The 13,036-nt window shown below is 69.0% G+C and carries 16 protein-coding genes; 7 read left to right on the forward strand and 9 right to left on the reverse strand.

Annotated elements, in window-relative coordinates; genetic code table 11:
* Nucleotides 1-6 precede the first annotated feature (6 nt).
* Nucleotides 7-435, forward strand: coding sequence for an A24 family peptidase (locus AB431_RS13075; RefSeq protein ID WP_047330275.1), 429 nt, complete (start codon nucleotides 7-9; stop codon nucleotides 433-435).
* Here AB431_RS13075 and AB431_RS13080 read toward each other — a convergent pair whose 3' ends face one another.
* The 7 genes from AB431_RS13080 to AB431_RS29540 are packed head-to-tail and all read right to left on the reverse strand — an operon-like array spanning nucleotide 436 to nucleotide 5,994.
* Nucleotides 436-1,236 carry a hypothetical protein gene (locus tag AB431_RS13080; protein WP_162489411.1) on the reverse strand — a complete coding sequence of 267 codons (801 nt, stop codon included), beginning with the start codon at nucleotides 1,234-1,236 and terminating at the stop codon, nucleotides 436-438.
* The gene (locus tag AB431_RS13085; protein WP_047330277.1) at nucleotides 1,233-2,282 is read right to left on the reverse strand and encodes a hypothetical protein; all 1,050 of its coding nucleotides are present in this window, start codon (nucleotides 2,280-2,282) and stop codon (nucleotides 1,233-1,235) included. The genes AB431_RS13080 and AB431_RS13085 overlap by 4 nt, the downstream gene beginning before the upstream one ends.
* Nucleotides 2,279-3,277 (reverse strand): hypothetical protein, encoded by a 999-nt coding sequence (locus AB431_RS13090; protein WP_047330278.1) that lies wholly within the window; start codon nucleotides 3,275-3,277, stop codon nucleotides 2,279-2,281. The genes AB431_RS13085 and AB431_RS13090 overlap by 4 nt, the downstream gene beginning before the upstream one ends.
* Nucleotides 3,268-3,741, reverse strand: coding sequence for a hypothetical protein (locus AB431_RS13095; RefSeq protein WP_047330279.1), 474 nt, complete (start codon nucleotides 3,739-3,741; stop codon nucleotides 3,268-3,270). Before AB431_RS13095 ends, AB431_RS13090 begins: the two co-directional genes overlap by 10 nt.
* On the reverse strand, nucleotides 3,731-4,594 hold the full coding sequence (locus tag AB431_RS13100) for a DUF58 domain-containing protein (protein WP_047330280.1): 864 nt from the start codon (nucleotides 4,592-4,594) through the stop codon (nucleotides 3,731-3,733). Before AB431_RS13100 ends, AB431_RS13095 begins: the two co-directional genes overlap by 11 nt.
* A 3-nt stretch (nucleotides 4,595-4,597) precedes the next feature.
* A complete protein-coding gene (locus AB431_RS13105; protein WP_047330281.1) occupies nucleotides 4,598-5,599 on the reverse strand; it encodes a MoxR family ATPase in 1,002 nt (333 codons plus the stop codon).
* Complete coding sequence (locus AB431_RS29540; RefSeq protein ID WP_052960278.1) at nucleotides 5,596-5,994, reverse strand: hypothetical protein; 399 nt, start codon at nucleotides 5,992-5,994, stop codon at nucleotides 5,596-5,598. The genes AB431_RS13105 and AB431_RS29540 overlap by 4 nt, the downstream gene beginning before the upstream one ends.
* A gap of 103 nt (nucleotides 5,995-6,097) precedes the next feature.
* Between AB431_RS29540 and aroC the strand changes: the two genes are divergently transcribed.
* The 5 genes from aroC to AB431_RS13130 are packed head-to-tail and all read left to right on the forward strand — an operon-like array spanning nucleotide 6,098 to nucleotide 10,388.
* Nucleotides 6,098-7,315, forward strand: coding sequence for a chorismate synthase (gene aroC, locus AB431_RS13110; protein WP_047330282.1), 1,218 nt, complete (start codon nucleotides 6,098-6,100; stop codon nucleotides 7,313-7,315).
* Between the two features lie 4 nt (nucleotides 7,316-7,319).
* The gene (locus tag AB431_RS13115; protein WP_047330283.1) at nucleotides 7,320-7,985 is read left to right on the forward strand and encodes a shikimate kinase; all 666 of its coding nucleotides are present in this window, start codon (nucleotides 7,320-7,322) and stop codon (nucleotides 7,983-7,985) included.
* Nucleotides 7,982-9,067 (forward strand): 3-dehydroquinate synthase, encoded by a 1,086-nt coding sequence (aroB, locus tag AB431_RS13120; RefSeq protein ID WP_047330284.1) that lies wholly within the window; start codon nucleotides 7,982-7,984, stop codon nucleotides 9,065-9,067. The genes AB431_RS13115 and aroB overlap by 4 nt, the downstream gene beginning before the upstream one ends.
* Nucleotides 9,064-9,513, forward strand: a complete 450-nt coding sequence (gene aroQ, locus AB431_RS13125) for a type II 3-dehydroquinate dehydratase (protein WP_047330285.1) — start codon at nucleotides 9,064-9,066, stop codon at nucleotides 9,511-9,513. Before aroB ends, aroQ begins: the two co-directional genes overlap by 4 nt.
* 8 nt (nucleotides 9,514-9,521) lie before the next feature.
* Complete coding sequence (locus tag AB431_RS13130; protein WP_082135892.1) at nucleotides 9,522-10,388, forward strand: MBL fold metallo-hydrolase; 867 nt, start codon at nucleotides 9,522-9,524, stop codon at nucleotides 10,386-10,388.
* Here AB431_RS13130 and AB431_RS13135 read toward each other — a convergent pair.
* Together AB431_RS13135 and AB431_RS13140 are read right to left on the reverse strand one after the other, a co-directional pair.
* The gene (locus AB431_RS13135) at nucleotides 10,385-11,206 is read right to left on the reverse strand and encodes a hypothetical protein (protein WP_235435891.1); all 822 of its coding nucleotides are present in this window, start codon (nucleotides 11,204-11,206) and stop codon (nucleotides 10,385-10,387) included. The two genes, AB431_RS13130 and AB431_RS13135, sit on opposite strands and share 4 nt — an antisense overlap.
* A 78-nt stretch (nucleotides 11,207-11,284) precedes the next feature.
* Nucleotides 11,285-11,905 (reverse strand): B-4DMT family transporter, encoded by a 621-nt coding sequence (locus AB431_RS13140; protein ID WP_047330288.1) that lies wholly within the window; start codon nucleotides 11,903-11,905, stop codon nucleotides 11,285-11,287.
* 33 nt (nucleotides 11,906-11,938) lie between these two features.
* Between AB431_RS13140 and AB431_RS13145 the strand changes: the two genes are divergently transcribed.
* Nucleotides 11,939-13,030 carry an aminopeptidase P family protein gene (locus AB431_RS13145; protein ID WP_047330289.1) on the forward strand — a complete coding sequence of 364 codons (1,092 nt, stop codon included), beginning with the start codon at nucleotides 11,939-11,941 and terminating at the stop codon, nucleotides 13,028-13,030.
* Nucleotides 13,031-13,036: the final 6 nt, after the last annotated feature.

A 13,036-nucleotide genomic window follows, 5' to 3' on the forward strand; every position in this document is an offset into this window, starting at 1 on the left:
CCGCGCATGCGGGTTGCTGTGGTGGGGATCGTGCTGGCGTGGGCGATGGCCTTAACGGTGTTCGACGTCCGCCAGCGGCGGCTGCCCAACTCCTTGACGCTGCCTGGCGCCGTCGCGGTGTTGGGTGTGGCGACCGTATGCGGCCGCGGCCTGCCGGCGCTGGCGGGTGCGCTGGGCCTGGCGGCGCTGTATTTGGTTGTCCACCTTGTCGTTCCGGGTGGAATGGGGGCCGGTGATGTGAAGCTGGCACTTGCTGTCGGCGGGCTGACGGGCGTGTTCGGGCCGGACGTGTGGCTGCTGGCCGCGCTGGGCGCGCCGGTACTCACCGCGATGATGGCCACCGTCATCGCCGTTCGGCATCGGACGGCGACGGTGCCGCACGGACCGTCGATGTGTCTGGCGAGTCTGGCCGCGGCGGCGCTGGTGCTGTTCTGATCAGCCTGCGTCGCTGCCCGACGAAGCAGCATCGGTGAGTAATTGGCGCAATCGGTCCAGCGGGTCGCCGCCACCCAACTGGTGAGGCGGCGACGACTGCGCACCCGGGCTGGGCAGCCGGTCGGGGGAGATGTCCGACAGTCCCTGACCTGACGGACCCAATGCCGGTGGCGGCGTGCTGGATTCGGCGGGCGCGGCACCGACCGGAGGCGGTGGCGGCGGTGGCGGCGGTGGCGGCGGTGGCGCAGCGTTCAGCTCCGGTGGCGGCGGAACCGCATGCAGCCAAGCGATCTTCGCGTTGAGTCGGGCCTCGGCCTCCGCGCGGACCGCCCGCCGGTCGGGCTGGGGATCATCATTGCCGGCGAAGCAGCCCGCGGGTGCCTCGGTGACGACGGCCAGCGCACTGCGGTAGCGCTCCTCGGCCGCGGCGGTTCGGAAGGCGGCTGCCGCCACGTCGCCCTGCGTCTCGCGGACCAGTTCCACATTGATCCGGACTGGACAGGACGGGTCGCGGGCCATCGCACCGGAGAAGTCGGCGTCGGCATCAGCAAGGCGGCCCTCCAGAACGGCAGCGGATCCCCGGGCGAACGGTGCCTTCGCCGGTTCGATCACGTTCAGCACGCCCAGCCTGGACGCGTCGGCGTGCAGCGCCTTGCCATCGCCCCGGTTGAACTGCGATACCGCCGAATCGCCAACCAGCACAACGGATATCATCTTGATTGCAGCAGCCACCGCCAGCAGAACCACTGGCGCCGACCACAGCAGCAGCCGCCGGCGCAAGCGCAACCTTCCCGTGGTCAACGCGCCTCCCGTCGCGATGTGCGGTTGCGCCAGAACTCCCGCACCGTCAGATAGATCTCGGGCAGGAATGCAACGGCGGCCAGCAGCGCGAACAACCAGTACAGTTCGACGCGTTGGGGGACCGGGGTCGACGAGAGCGAAGCGCTCTCCGCACCGTTGCCGGGTTTCAGCTGGGGCAGGGCCTGCGCCACCGGCTGTGCGGGGTCATGATGCGCGTACGGCACTCCGAGTTCGTCTGCGATACCGCGCAATCGACTCTCGTCGAGCGCGGAGATCGCCGCCCCGCCGGAGCGGGCATCGGACAGATACGTCACCGCGCCGTCGACGTAGGCACCCGGAATCGGACCGCCGGCGGCGGTGCCGTAGCCGAATACCGCCCCGCCGGACACCCGATCGCCTACCTCGAAGCTGCCCTGCGGCACCGTCGACCCGCCGGCACCCTCACCGAGGTAGAACACCACGTTGCGCGCTCCCGGGTACTGCTGGGCGGCCTGAATGAGTTGATAGCGCAGCAGATTGGCTGCCGCCCCGGCGTCGACCCGCGACGCGGCGTCAGGTGCCACGCTGACGTACGGCGAGAAACCCGCGATGACCGCCTTGAGGCTCCAGGTGTCCTCGGACAGCGGCCAGTCGATCGCGGGCGCCGACGCGAACCCGATGACCGCGAAGCGCGCCTTCGGATACGTGTCGACGATCGCCGCCATGTCAGTGCGGATGCCGGACATCCGCGTCGCCCCGCCATAGTCGGACACTCTGGAGTCCACCGAGCGATCGACAACGAAGAACACGTTGGTGTTCGCGCCCTGGCTCACGGCCGCCGCATCGCGATCGGGCTGCGCCTGGTCAGGCGATTCGATGCCCGGTCGGGCGGCGGCGGCGACGAGCAGCAGCATCGCCAGTGTGGTTGCTCCCCAGCGCAACAGTGCTACCCGGCGAGTGTCGCCGGTGCGCGCCAGGACCGCCGACAATGTTACGGCTCGGGCGCCGACGATCACCGCGGCCAGCACCAGCAGCAGCGCCATCGGCAACACCGGATGCACACTCATCGACGCACCACCACCAGGGCGACGCCCAACAGGGCGGCGACCGTCAGCCCGGTGACGAGAAGCGGGCCGGGTTCGTCGGGAAGTTGCGCGGTGATCCGCGCGCCGCCGGGCAGCACAACCGGTGCCGGGTTGGCGCGGATCGCGTCGAGGTCGTCGGTCAGCGTGGGGTCTGATCCGCCCGGGCCGGCCGCGTGGTAACGGAAGAACTGCCCACCCGACCGCTGCGCGAGCGCGTTGAGCTCGTCGTCACCACGCCGCGCGGCATCGCTGACGTCCACCCGCGTGATCGCGTTCACCTGGATGCCCGCCTTGTCGGCCATGTCGGCGAGCTGCTGCCCGCTGAACAACGAGCGCTCATCACCGGGACCGAATGTGCTGGGCCCCAGATAGATCAGCGATCGGCGGTGGCTGGTCGGTTCGGTGCCGAATCCCGTCATGCACAGCGCGAGGGTGTCCCGCAGGCTGGGCGCGTAGTCGGTGTAGCTGACCGTCTTGGCGAACTCGGCGGCCTGGGCAGCGTCCGGCTCACCGTATTCACCGAGCCGCTGTGCGGCGTACTGGTAGTCGCGGGTCAGCGGCAGCACCCGCACGGTCGGGGAGGTCAGCCCGATCCGCTGGGCATCGTATGTCGTTGCCTGCCGGGCGAAGTGGTTGAGGAATTGCGCGGTGGTGCCGTCGGCGACCGGCGCGCCGACGCAGAGCATCACGTCCTCGGGATGCAGCGCGTCGAACTCGCGCCCCGAGCCCGACGGTCGTGCGGCGGACAGGGCGGCGGTTAGGAACAGCACGACCAGCAGCGCGATCGTCGTCACCGCCAGTACGGCCTCGCGCCGCCGGATCCGCGCGTACTCGGGCAGTGCGGTCAGCCGGTCGACGTGGGCCAGCGGCCGCAGCGTCCGGTCGGCGCGTGCGCTCGGAAGCACCATTGCCAACACGACGCAGACGGCCAGGGCCAGCACCCCGGCCAGGGCGATCGGCCACCACCTCAGGTCCACGAGCGGATCAACTCCTCGGCCCGTGTGCCCAGCCGATCGGGGTCGGCGTCGGTGCCGGCGCCGAACCGGGCGTCGCGCAGCGCGGCGATCAGCGGTGCGGCCGGCGCGAGCGTCCCCGCGGCGATTTCGTCGACGTGCAGATACTGCGCCCGGACTCCGGTGGTCTGATGCAGGAAGCTGCGGACGGTGTGACTCATCTGGTCATAGGCCTGTGCGTCGGACAGCTCGCCGCGCCGCCGGCGGTCGGTGATGTGCCGGATGCCGCCTGCGAACCGCCGCCGCGTCAGCCGGGCGTGCAGATCGCCGAGCGCCGGAAGCTCCCGAAGTCGGGCGTTCGGCAGAGTCGCGACGAAAACCGCTGTGTACCAGATGATCACAGCCAACAGCAACACAATGGCAAGCCAGAGCCACCATGACGAGTAGGGTGTCGGTCCGCCGACGAAGCGCAGCAGGTCACCCGGCACGGGCGAACACCTCCGCCATCGCGGTGAGCCGGGGCCGGATCTCGTCGCTGCGCCCGATCGTGGTGAAGGGGATCGCGTGGGAGGTGAGAAATGCCTCGAGCCGCGCCCGCCGATGGTGTTCGGCGCGGCGGTATGCGACTTCGACCCGCCGCCCCAGCCGGGTGCGGCTGGCCACCACCGCTCCGGTCGCGACATCGTAGCCGTCGCTGTCGCCACTGACCGCCGGCATGTCGGAGACAAATGTCCAGAGCACGTCATGGCGGGCGGCCAGCCGGCCGGTGACCTCGTCGAGTCCGGCGGTCACGTCCGGTTCGTCCGACACCACGACCAGCAACATGCGTCGTCGGTAATGCGTTGCAACATATTGCAATTGAGACTCGATATTGCTGGGACCGGGATTGGTCATGGTGTGCCGATAGAAATGAGCGAGCATGCCTTCGATGTGCGTCTCACCGCGGCCGGCCCGGATGCCGGCACACCCCCTGGCGTCGCCGTAGACCATCCCGATCTCGTCGGAGCGGCCCAACGTGATCAACCCGAAGGCGCCCAGGATCGCCTCGGCCACATCGCGTTTGGTCTCCCCGCCCGCCGCCAGTGCGGTCATGTTCCGGCCGGCGTCGGCAACCAGAAGGATCTTGTGATGTTTCTCGGACACGAAGCGCTTGATCAGAACCGTGCCCGATCGCGCGGTGGCCTTCCAGTCGATATCGCGGACGTCGTCGCCCGGTACGTACGGCCGCAGGTCATCGAACTCCATGCTGCGGGTGTGCAGTAGCGCGTAGCGGCCACCTTCGAGGAGTCCGCGGGTGTCATTGCCGAAGAACCGTTTGGCCCGGTTGAGGTGCTGGCTCATGCCTCAGGGCACTCGGACCGCGCGCAGAATGGCGTCGATCACCGTTTCGGAGGTGATGCCCGACGCCGCCGCTTCGAAGCCAAGGATCAGCCGGTGCCGCAGGATGCGGTGCGCGAGTTTGGCGATGTCGTCGGGAAGGACGTGGGCGCGTCCGGACAGCACGGCCAGCGCGCGGGCGGCCCGGCAGAACGCGATCGTGGCGCGTGGGCTGGCGCCGTACTCGACGAGCCGGGCCAGCTTGGGTTCCAGGTACACCTGCGGGTTGCGGCTGACAGCGACCAGCTCACTGGCGTAGCGCATCAGCGCCGGATCCATCTGCACGCCGCGCACCACCTGCTGCAGGGTGCGAATGTCGTCGAGACCGACGACCGCGCCGCGGCGGCGATCCTTGTCGAACAGGCCGGCGTCCATCCGGTGGATCATCTCGACCTCTTCGGTCACCGACGGGTAAGCCACGACGTCCTTGAGCATGAATCGGTCGGTCTGGGCCTCCGACAGTGGATACGTGCCCTCCTGGTCGACGGGATTCTGGGTGGCGACCACCAGGAACGGTTCCGGGATGGGGTGGACGGTGCCGGCGATCGTGGTCTGGCGTTCCTCCATCGCCTCGAGCATCGCGCTCTGCGTCTTGGCGCTGGACCGGTTGATCTCGTCGAGCAGCACGATGTTGGTGTGCACCGGGCCGAGCTGGGTGACGAACCTGTTGGTCGCGGCCTCGTACACCTGGGTGCCGATGATGTCGCTGGGCAGCAGGTCTGGGGTGCACTGGATGCGCTGGAAGCCGCCGTGGATGGATTCGGCGATCACCCGCGCGGCGGTGGTCTTGGCCAGCCCGGGCACGCTCTCGATCAGCACGTGGCCGCCGGCGGCCAGCCCGATCAACAGAGATTCCCGCAGGTTGTCCTGGCCGACAACGGTCGCGGAGAATGCGGCCGACACCGCCTCCACGGTGCGTCGGGCCTGGTCGAGCTCGGTTCGGTCGGTCTGCAATCGTGCCGTGGTCATCGAGTCCTTTCGGGACTTACGCGCATCTGTATGTCGTCATCCGCCGGATCCGGACGGTGACCGGGGCCTGCCTCCGCGGGGTCTTCCATGGGGAGGGGCTCACCGAAGGGAAAGTCGTCTTCACCGTATTCATCCGCTGCGACCGCCGACCCCGTTACGTTGCCCTCGTCACTGTCGGCGATGTCGGGCACGAAGTTCTCCGGCGGCAGCGGCGCAAGGCCGGCACCCTGGTCGGTGTTCTCCTCCCGGCGTTGGGCGCGCAGGTCCGCAGCGAGCAGCAGCAATCCCGCAAGTGCCAACACGATCACCCCGATGGCCGCCCAGACGCTGCCGGTGACGAGAGCCACCAGGAACATCACGCAGCCAGCTGCGGCGACGATGACCGCGTTGCGCATGATGTCCTCCTGAGAGCGGGTTACCCGCTGCTTGCGCGGCGAACACCCAGGCGGCGGGAAAGCAGATTGGGTCTGCCGTAGCCGACGTGGGAAGATGGGACGCGTGTTGCGATGGACGACTGCCGGTGAATCTCACGGCCGCGCGCTGGTAGCCGTGGTCGAAGGCATGGTCGCCGGTGTGCGCGTGACTTCTGCCGACATCGCCGAGCAGCTGGCCCGCCGTCGGCTGGGCTATGGCCGCGGCGCGCGGATGAAGTTCGAGCAGGACCAGGTCACCGTGCTGGCCGGGGTCCGCCACGGCGAGACGCTGGGCGGTCCCATCGCGATCGAGATCGGTAACACCGAGTGGCCCAAGTGGGAAACCGTCATGGCCTCCGACCCGGTGGCCGCTGACGATCTGGACGTGGCCCGCAACGCGCCGCTGACCCGGCCGCGCCCAGGACATGCCGACTTCGCGGGCATGCTCAAGTACGGCTTCGACGACGCCCGCCCCGTTTTGGAGCGGGCCAGCGCCCGCGAGACCGCGGCCCGGGTCGCGGCAGGCACCGTCGCTCGCTCCTTCCTGCGTCAGGCGCTCGGGGTCGAGGTGCTCTCGCACGTCATCTCGATCGGCGGCTCCAAGCCCTACGACGGGCCCCCACCGGCCGCGGGCGACCTGGCCGGCATCGACGAGAGCCCCGTGCGGGCGTCCGATAAAGACGCCGAGGCCGACATGATCGCCGAGATCGAGGCGGCCAAACGCGACGGCGACACCCTCGGCGGCATCGTCGAGGTCGTCGTCCACGGCCTGCCGATCGGCCTGGGCTCCTTCACCAGCGGTGAGAACCGGCTCGACAGCCAGCTCGCCGGCGCGGTGATGGGCATCCAGGCCATCAAAGGCGTCGAGATCGGCGACGGCTTCGAGACCGCGCGTCGCCGCGGCAGCCAGGCGCACGACGAGATGTACCCCGGCCCCGACGGTGTGGTGCGTTCGACGAACCGGGCCGGCGGGCTCGAAGGCGGCATGACCAACGGGCAGCCGCTGCGGGTGCGCGCGGCGATGAAGCCGATCTCCACGGTGCCGCGGGCACTGGCAACCGTCGACATGGCAACCGGCGACGAGGCGGTCGCCATCCACCAACGTTCCGATGTGTGCGCGGTGCCCGCCGCGGGCGTCGTGGTCGAGACCATGGTCGCGCTGGTGCTGGCGCGGGCGGTGCTGCAGAAGTTCGGCGGTGACTCGTTGGAGGAGACCCGCCGCAATGTCGAGAGCTACCTGCAGGCGGTCGCTGAGCGCATGCCCGGGGAAACTCGAGAAGCTCCAGTGCGGGTGTCGGGGTAGCGCGATGGCGCCGAAGGCCGTGCTGATCGGGTTGCCCGGCTCCGGGAAGTCGACCATCGGGCGGCGGCTGGCCAAGGCGATGGGCGTGGCGATGCTCGACACCGACGCCGCTATCGAGGAGAAGACCGGCCGCACCGTCGCCGACATCTTCGCCAATGACGGCGAGAAGGAGTTCCGCCGCATCGAGGAAGAGGTGATCCGCGATGCGCTGGCCACCCATGACGGCGTCCTGTCCTTGGGTGGCGGCGCGGTCACCACACCCGGCGTGCGCGACGCGCTGGCCGGGCACACGGTGATTTTCCTGGAGATCAGCGCGGCCGAAGGGGTGCGGCGGACCAGCGGCAGCACTGTGCGACCGCTACTGGCCGGCCCCGACCACGCCGAGAAATACCGCTCGCTGATGAACGAGCGGGTGCCGCTCTACCGGCGGGTCGCGACGATCCGGATCAACACCAACCGGCGCAACCCCGGTGCCGTTGTGCGCCATATCGTTTCGCGGCTGGAGAATCCACAGCCGCCGCGCCGGCGCAGGCCACCGTGGCGGCGATCGTCGTCGACGTCCGAGAAGAGTTCCGCCCCAACACAGGCGGATGAACCGTCCGAGTCCACCCCGGTCACTCCCGCCACCCCGGCGGCGATGGCCGCCCGCCGCGCCGGAGTTCGCAAATGACAGAGTCCTCGTCGCCGGTGACCATCGAGGTCGCCGTCGATCCGCCCTACCCGGTGATCGTCGGCACGGGTCTGCTCGGTGAGCTCGGTGAGTTGCTCGGTGGTCGGCACAAGGTGGCCATCCTGCACCAGCCGGTGCTGACGCAGACCGCTGAGGTCATCCGCGCGCATCTGGCGGACTCCGGTGTCGACGCCCACCGCATCGAGATTCCCGACGCCGAGGCCGGTAAGGACCTGCCGGTGGTCGGGTTCATCTGGGAAGTGCTGGGCCGCATCGGAATCGGCCGCAGGGACGCATTGGTCAGCCTCGGTGGCGGTGCGGCGACGGATGTGGCCGGCTTCGCCGCGGCGACCTGGCTGCGCGGAGTCGACATCGTGCACGTGCCGACCACGCTGCTGGCGATGGTCGACGCCGCGGTCGGCGGGAAGACCGGGATCAACACCGAGGCCGGCAAGAATCTGGTCGGTGCCTTCCATCAGCCGGCAGGTGTGCTGGTAGACCTCGCGATGCTGGAGACGTTGCCGCACAACGAACTCGTCGCCGGGATGGCCGAGATCGTCAAGGCCGGCTTCATCGCCGACCCGAAGATCCTGGACCTCATCGAGGCGGACCCGCAGGCCGCCGTCGACCCGGCCGGTTCGGTGCTGCCCGAGCTGATTCGCCGGGCGATCGCCGTCAAGGCCGAGGTGGTGGCAGCCGACGAGAAAGAGTCGGCGCTGCGCGAAATCCTCAACTACGGGCACACTTTGGGCCACGCCATCGAACGCCGCGAGCGGTACCGGTGGCGTCACGGTGCGGCGGTCTCGGTGGGCCTGGTGTTCGCCGCGGAGCTGGGCCGGCTGGCCGGACGGCTCGATGACGAGACCGCGGCCCGCCACCGTGCGGTGCTGACGTCGCTGGGTCTGCCGGTGAGTTACGACGCCGACGCGCTGCCCGAACTAGTCGAAAGCATGGCCGGCGACAAGAAGACCCGCTCGGGGGTGCTGCGGTTCGTGGTGCTCGACGGGCTGGCCAAGCCGGGCCGGCTGGAAGGTCCCGATCCGGCGCTGCTGGCGGCGGCCTATGCGGAGGTGGCCAAATGACCACGGTTCTGGTGCTCAACGGCCCCAATCTCGACCGGCTCGGCCGCCGCGAACCCGAGATCTACGGCAGCACAACCTATGACGACCTCGTCACCCTCGTCGAGACGCAGGCGACCGAACTGGGAATGACCGCGGTGGTGCGCCAGTCCAACAGCGAAGGCCAGCTGCTGGAGTGGTTGCACCACGCCGCCGACGCCGGCGACCCGGTGATCCTGAACGCCGGTGCGCTCACCCACACCTCGATCGCGTTGCGTGACGCGTGCGCCGAGCTGAAGGCACCGCTGATCGAGGTACACATCTCCAATGTGCATGCGCGAGAAGAGTTTCGGCATCACTCGTACCTCAGCGGGGTGGCGACCGGGGTGATCGTCGGGCTGGGGATTCAGGGCTACCTACTGGCGCTGCGCTACCTGGCCACCCTGGAAACGACACTCGATCAGCCGTGAACAACCGAATGACGCTGGGCGCGGCCAACGTCACGCGGGTCGTCGAAACCCGGATCCAGATGCGTACATCGCTGTTCGCGGACACCCCGGCGCAGGCATGGGCTGACAACGCCGATCTGCTTGAGCCGAGCTTCTGGGATCGGCCCGCCGAGCAGTGGCGAATTGCGATGCAGTCCTGGGTGATCGAGGTCGATGGTCTGCTTGTTGTCGTCGACACCGGGGTGGGCAACGACCGCGATCGCCCGCACATGCCGCCGCTGGATCACCTGTGCACCGACTTCCTGGCACAGTTTCGCGCGGCCGGCTTCGACCCGGCCGACATCGACGTCGTGGTCAACACCCACCTGCACACCGACCATGTCGGCTGGAACACCCACCTCGTCGAGGGGCGGTGGGTGCCGACGTTCCCCAATGCGCGCTACGTGATGCCCGAAGCCGACTACCGCTTCTTCGGCCCCGGCGGCGACGGCGAGAACGACGGAATGCGAACAGTGTTGGCTGACAGCGTGATTCCGGTAACCGATCAGATTCAGCTGTGGTCCGAGGACCTTCAGCTCAGCCCATCCCTGCGGTTGCGTCCAGCGGCGGGACATACGCCCGGATCGTCGGTGTTGTGGCTCGACGCGCCCAGCCCCGCCGTGTTCGTCGGCGATCTGACGCACTGTCCGATCCAGATCCGGCGGCCCGACGACGCCTGCGCCTTCGACGTCGATGCGGCCGCCGCCCGCGTCACCCGCCGGCGGGTGCTCACCGAGGCGGCGCAAGCCCGAGCCACAGTCTTTCCCGCGCATTACCCCGGGCACGGGGGACCGGTGATCGTCGCGAGTGGCGACGGCTTCGACGTCAGCGACTGGGCGCCGCTGGCGGCGATCTAGCCGGTGCTGGGCACCGAATAGCAGATCGCCGTCGAGACCATCGCCGGGAGCCCGAAGCCGGCGATGATGCCGGCGATCACCACCCCGACGTGCGGAGCGGTCAGCCATTCCTCGGGGATCCGGGATGCGCTGCCCGCCAACGCCGATGCCAGAATCGCGAGCGCCAGCATGCTCACGGTGGCGAACCGGATCGAGCGCATCGCCAACAACGTCGACTCGGCGGGGTTGACCAGCGAGCGCCGCAATCGCCAGCTCCGCACGGCCACCAACCTGACGTCGATCAACACCACCACGGCGGTTGCGCCGATCACCAGGATCGTGACCCAGTGCGCCGGCTTGCCGCGGAACATGAAGCTCAGATAGTCGATCGTGGTTTCGCTCATGATCAGCGTCGTGGACATCGCGGCGGCGAACGTGAGCCAGCTGCCCAGTACCGCCAGGAAGCAGTACGCCCGGGCGTCCTGGTTGTCGTCGTCGACTTCTTCGGGGAACTTGTTGACCACATGGCTGGCCAGCATCCACGCCAAGCCGCCGAACAGCGCCGTCGTCCCCGCCGCGAGCATCCCGGTGGCGGCGACGCCCTGCGTCCACGCCACCGCGCAGACGCCGACCCGGTCGCCGTCCTCGGGAACGGTCGTGCCGGAGATCAGGCTGAACACGAAGCTGTCCAGCATCAAAACCAGCACCGCGCAGGAGAACAGCGCCAGGGTGTGCACACCCTCGCGACTGTTGCGGTCGAAGAGCAGTGCGATCGCGGTGATCAGGAACCCGCCGAGCACGCCGGCCAGCTGCGACGTCGACGGCGCCGACGTGAGCATGCTCCACTGGTCAGTGCTGCACGCCGTGTCCGGATTCATCGACCGCGCGGAGAGCGGGGGCTAGGTGGGCAAGGCCTGCTACGCCTTGTCGGACTTGCCCCGCATGTCGATCTGCTCGGTCGGCTCGTCGCGCTCGGCGGTGGCCACCTGGGAGGTGTGGGCCTCGGTCGCCGCGGACTCGTGATGTCCGAGCCCGGCGATCGGCCCGGTCCGGTCGTCGTTGTCGACCGCGTCGAACACGTCGTGCGCCTCGCCGTAACGGCGGCGTGGTTCGTCGGGCCGCTTCCGGTCGACCAGGAAGCGGCCGAGTGCGGCGGCGGCGATGGCCGGCACGAAGACCATCAGCGCGGTGAACGCGGCGAAGGTGGTGACCTCACTGATCAGACCCTCGGCGTAGACGTTCTTGTAGAACAGCGAGATGATCCAGGTGATCAGGCCGCTGACGATGCCGGCGACCAGTCCGGCCAGCAGCCAGGTCATCGCCAGGTCGCGGCGGCGGTCCGGATCGGGGTTGGCGTTGGCGTCGGCGCGTCCGTCGAACAGGCCCCACACGAACGACGCAATACCGAACAGCACGACCAGCGAGATGCTGATCAGTCCCGCCTTGGTCTCGTAGATGTTGATCAGCGTGCCTTGCACGAGACGGACGATCACCATGCCGGCAGCGAACGCCAGGCCGCGCAACAACCACGTAGTCATGAATGAGCAGCGTAGCGAGTACCGTCAGCGAACGTGACACATTCCCAACGTCGGGACCGGCTGGCCGCCGCACTGGCCGCCGACGGACTGGACGCGATCCTGGTCAGTGACCTGGTCAACGTGCGTTATCTCTCCGGTTTCAGCGGGTCGAACGCGGCGTTATTGGTGTTCGCCGGCGACACGCCCGCCGTGTTGGCCACCGATTCTCGCTACCGGACGCAGGCGGCGCAGCAGGCGCCGGACCTGGAAACGGTCATCGAACGGGCCTGCGGGCGCCATCTGATCGGGCGCGCGGTGGCCGACGGTGCCCGCCGGATCGGGTTCGAGAGCCACGTCGTGACCGTCGACGGCTTCGACGTCCTGGCCCGCGAGATCGACCAGCAGCCGGCCGCTGAGCTGGTCCGGGCGTCGGGCCGGGTCGAAGCACTGCGCGAGGTCAAGGACGCCGGCGAGCTGGCGCTCCTGCGGCTGGCATGTGAGGCCGCTGACGCCGCGCTGGCGGTGCTGGTGAGCAGCGACGGCCTGCGGCCGGGGCGCACCGAGCGGGAGGTCGGCCGCCAGCTCGAGGCGCTGATGCTCGAACATGGCGGGGACGGGCCGTCGTTCGAGACGATCGTGGCGGCCGGGGCCAATTCGGCGATCCCGCATCACCGGCCCACCGACGCGGTGTTGGCGGCCGGTGACTTCGTCAAGATCGACTTCGGCGCACTGGTCGGCGGCTATCACTCCGACATGACTCGCACGTTCGTGCTGGGGGCGGCGCAGGACTGGCAGCAGGAGATCTACCAGCTGGTGGCCGCAGCGCAGCGGGCCGGCCGGAACGCCCTCGATGTCGGGGCCGAACTGCGCGACGTGGACAACGCGGCCCGGCAGGTGATCGTCGAGGCCGGGTACGGTGAATTCTTCGGCCACGGCCTGGGGCACGGCGTCGGACTGCAGATCCACGAAGCGCCGGGAATCAACTCCGCTGCCGCCGGTACACTGCTTGCTGGCTCCGTGGTGACCGTGGAACCCGGTGTCTACCTGCCCGACCGTGGCGGTGTCCGCATCGAGGACACCCTGGTCGTCGGCGAACGGAGTCCCGAACTGCTCACCCGGTTCCCCAAGGAACTACAGGTCATCTAGGACCAG

The sequence above is a fragment of the Mycobacterium sp. EPa45 genome, from assembly GCF_001021385.1.
In the GTDB taxonomy this organism is placed as follows: domain Bacteria; phylum Actinomycetota; class Actinomycetes; order Mycobacteriales; family Mycobacteriaceae; genus Mycobacterium.

Bases quoted from the DNA above. Each gene is read 5' to 3' on its own strand.
- AB431_RS13130 (WP_082135892.1), top strand. From the start codon at position 9,522: ATGACGCTGGGCGCGGCCAACGTCACGCGGGTCGTCGAAACCCGGATC.
- AB431_RS29540 (WP_052960278.1), bottom strand. From the start codon at position 5,994: ATGCGCAACGCGGTCATCGTCGCCGCAGCTGGCTGCGTGATGTTCCTG.
- aroQ (WP_047330285.1), top strand. From the start codon at position 9,064: ATGACCACGGTTCTGGTGCTCAACGGCCCCAATCTCGACCGGCTCGGC.
- AB431_RS13135 (WP_235435891.1), bottom strand. From the start codon at position 11,206: ATGCTCACGTCGGCGCCGTCGACGTCGCAGCTGGCCGGCGTGCTCGGC.
- AB431_RS13115 (WP_047330283.1), top strand. From the start codon at position 7,320: ATGGCGCCGAAGGCCGTGCTGATCGGGTTGCCCGGCTCCGGGAAGTCG.
- aroB (WP_047330284.1), top strand. From the start codon at position 7,982: ATGACAGAGTCCTCGTCGCCGGTGACCATCGAGGTCGCCGTCGATCCG.
- AB431_RS13075 (WP_047330275.1), top strand. From the start codon at position 7: ATGCGGGTTGCTGTGGTGGGGATCGTGCTGGCGTGGGCGATGGCCTTA.
- AB431_RS13085 (WP_047330277.1), bottom strand. From the start codon at position 2,282: ATGAGTGTGCATCCGGTGTTGCCGATGGCGCTGCTGCTGGTGCTGGCC.
- AB431_RS13105 (WP_047330281.1), bottom strand. From the start codon at position 5,599: ATGACCACGGCACGATTGCAGACCGACCGAACCGAGCTCGACCAGGCC.
- AB431_RS13100 (WP_047330280.1), bottom strand. From the start codon at position 4,594: ATGAGCCAGCACCTCAACCGGGCCAAACGGTTCTTCGGCAATGACACC.
- AB431_RS13140 (WP_047330288.1), bottom strand. From the start codon at position 11,905: ATGACTACGTGGTTGTTGCGCGGCCTGGCGTTCGCTGCCGGCATGGTG.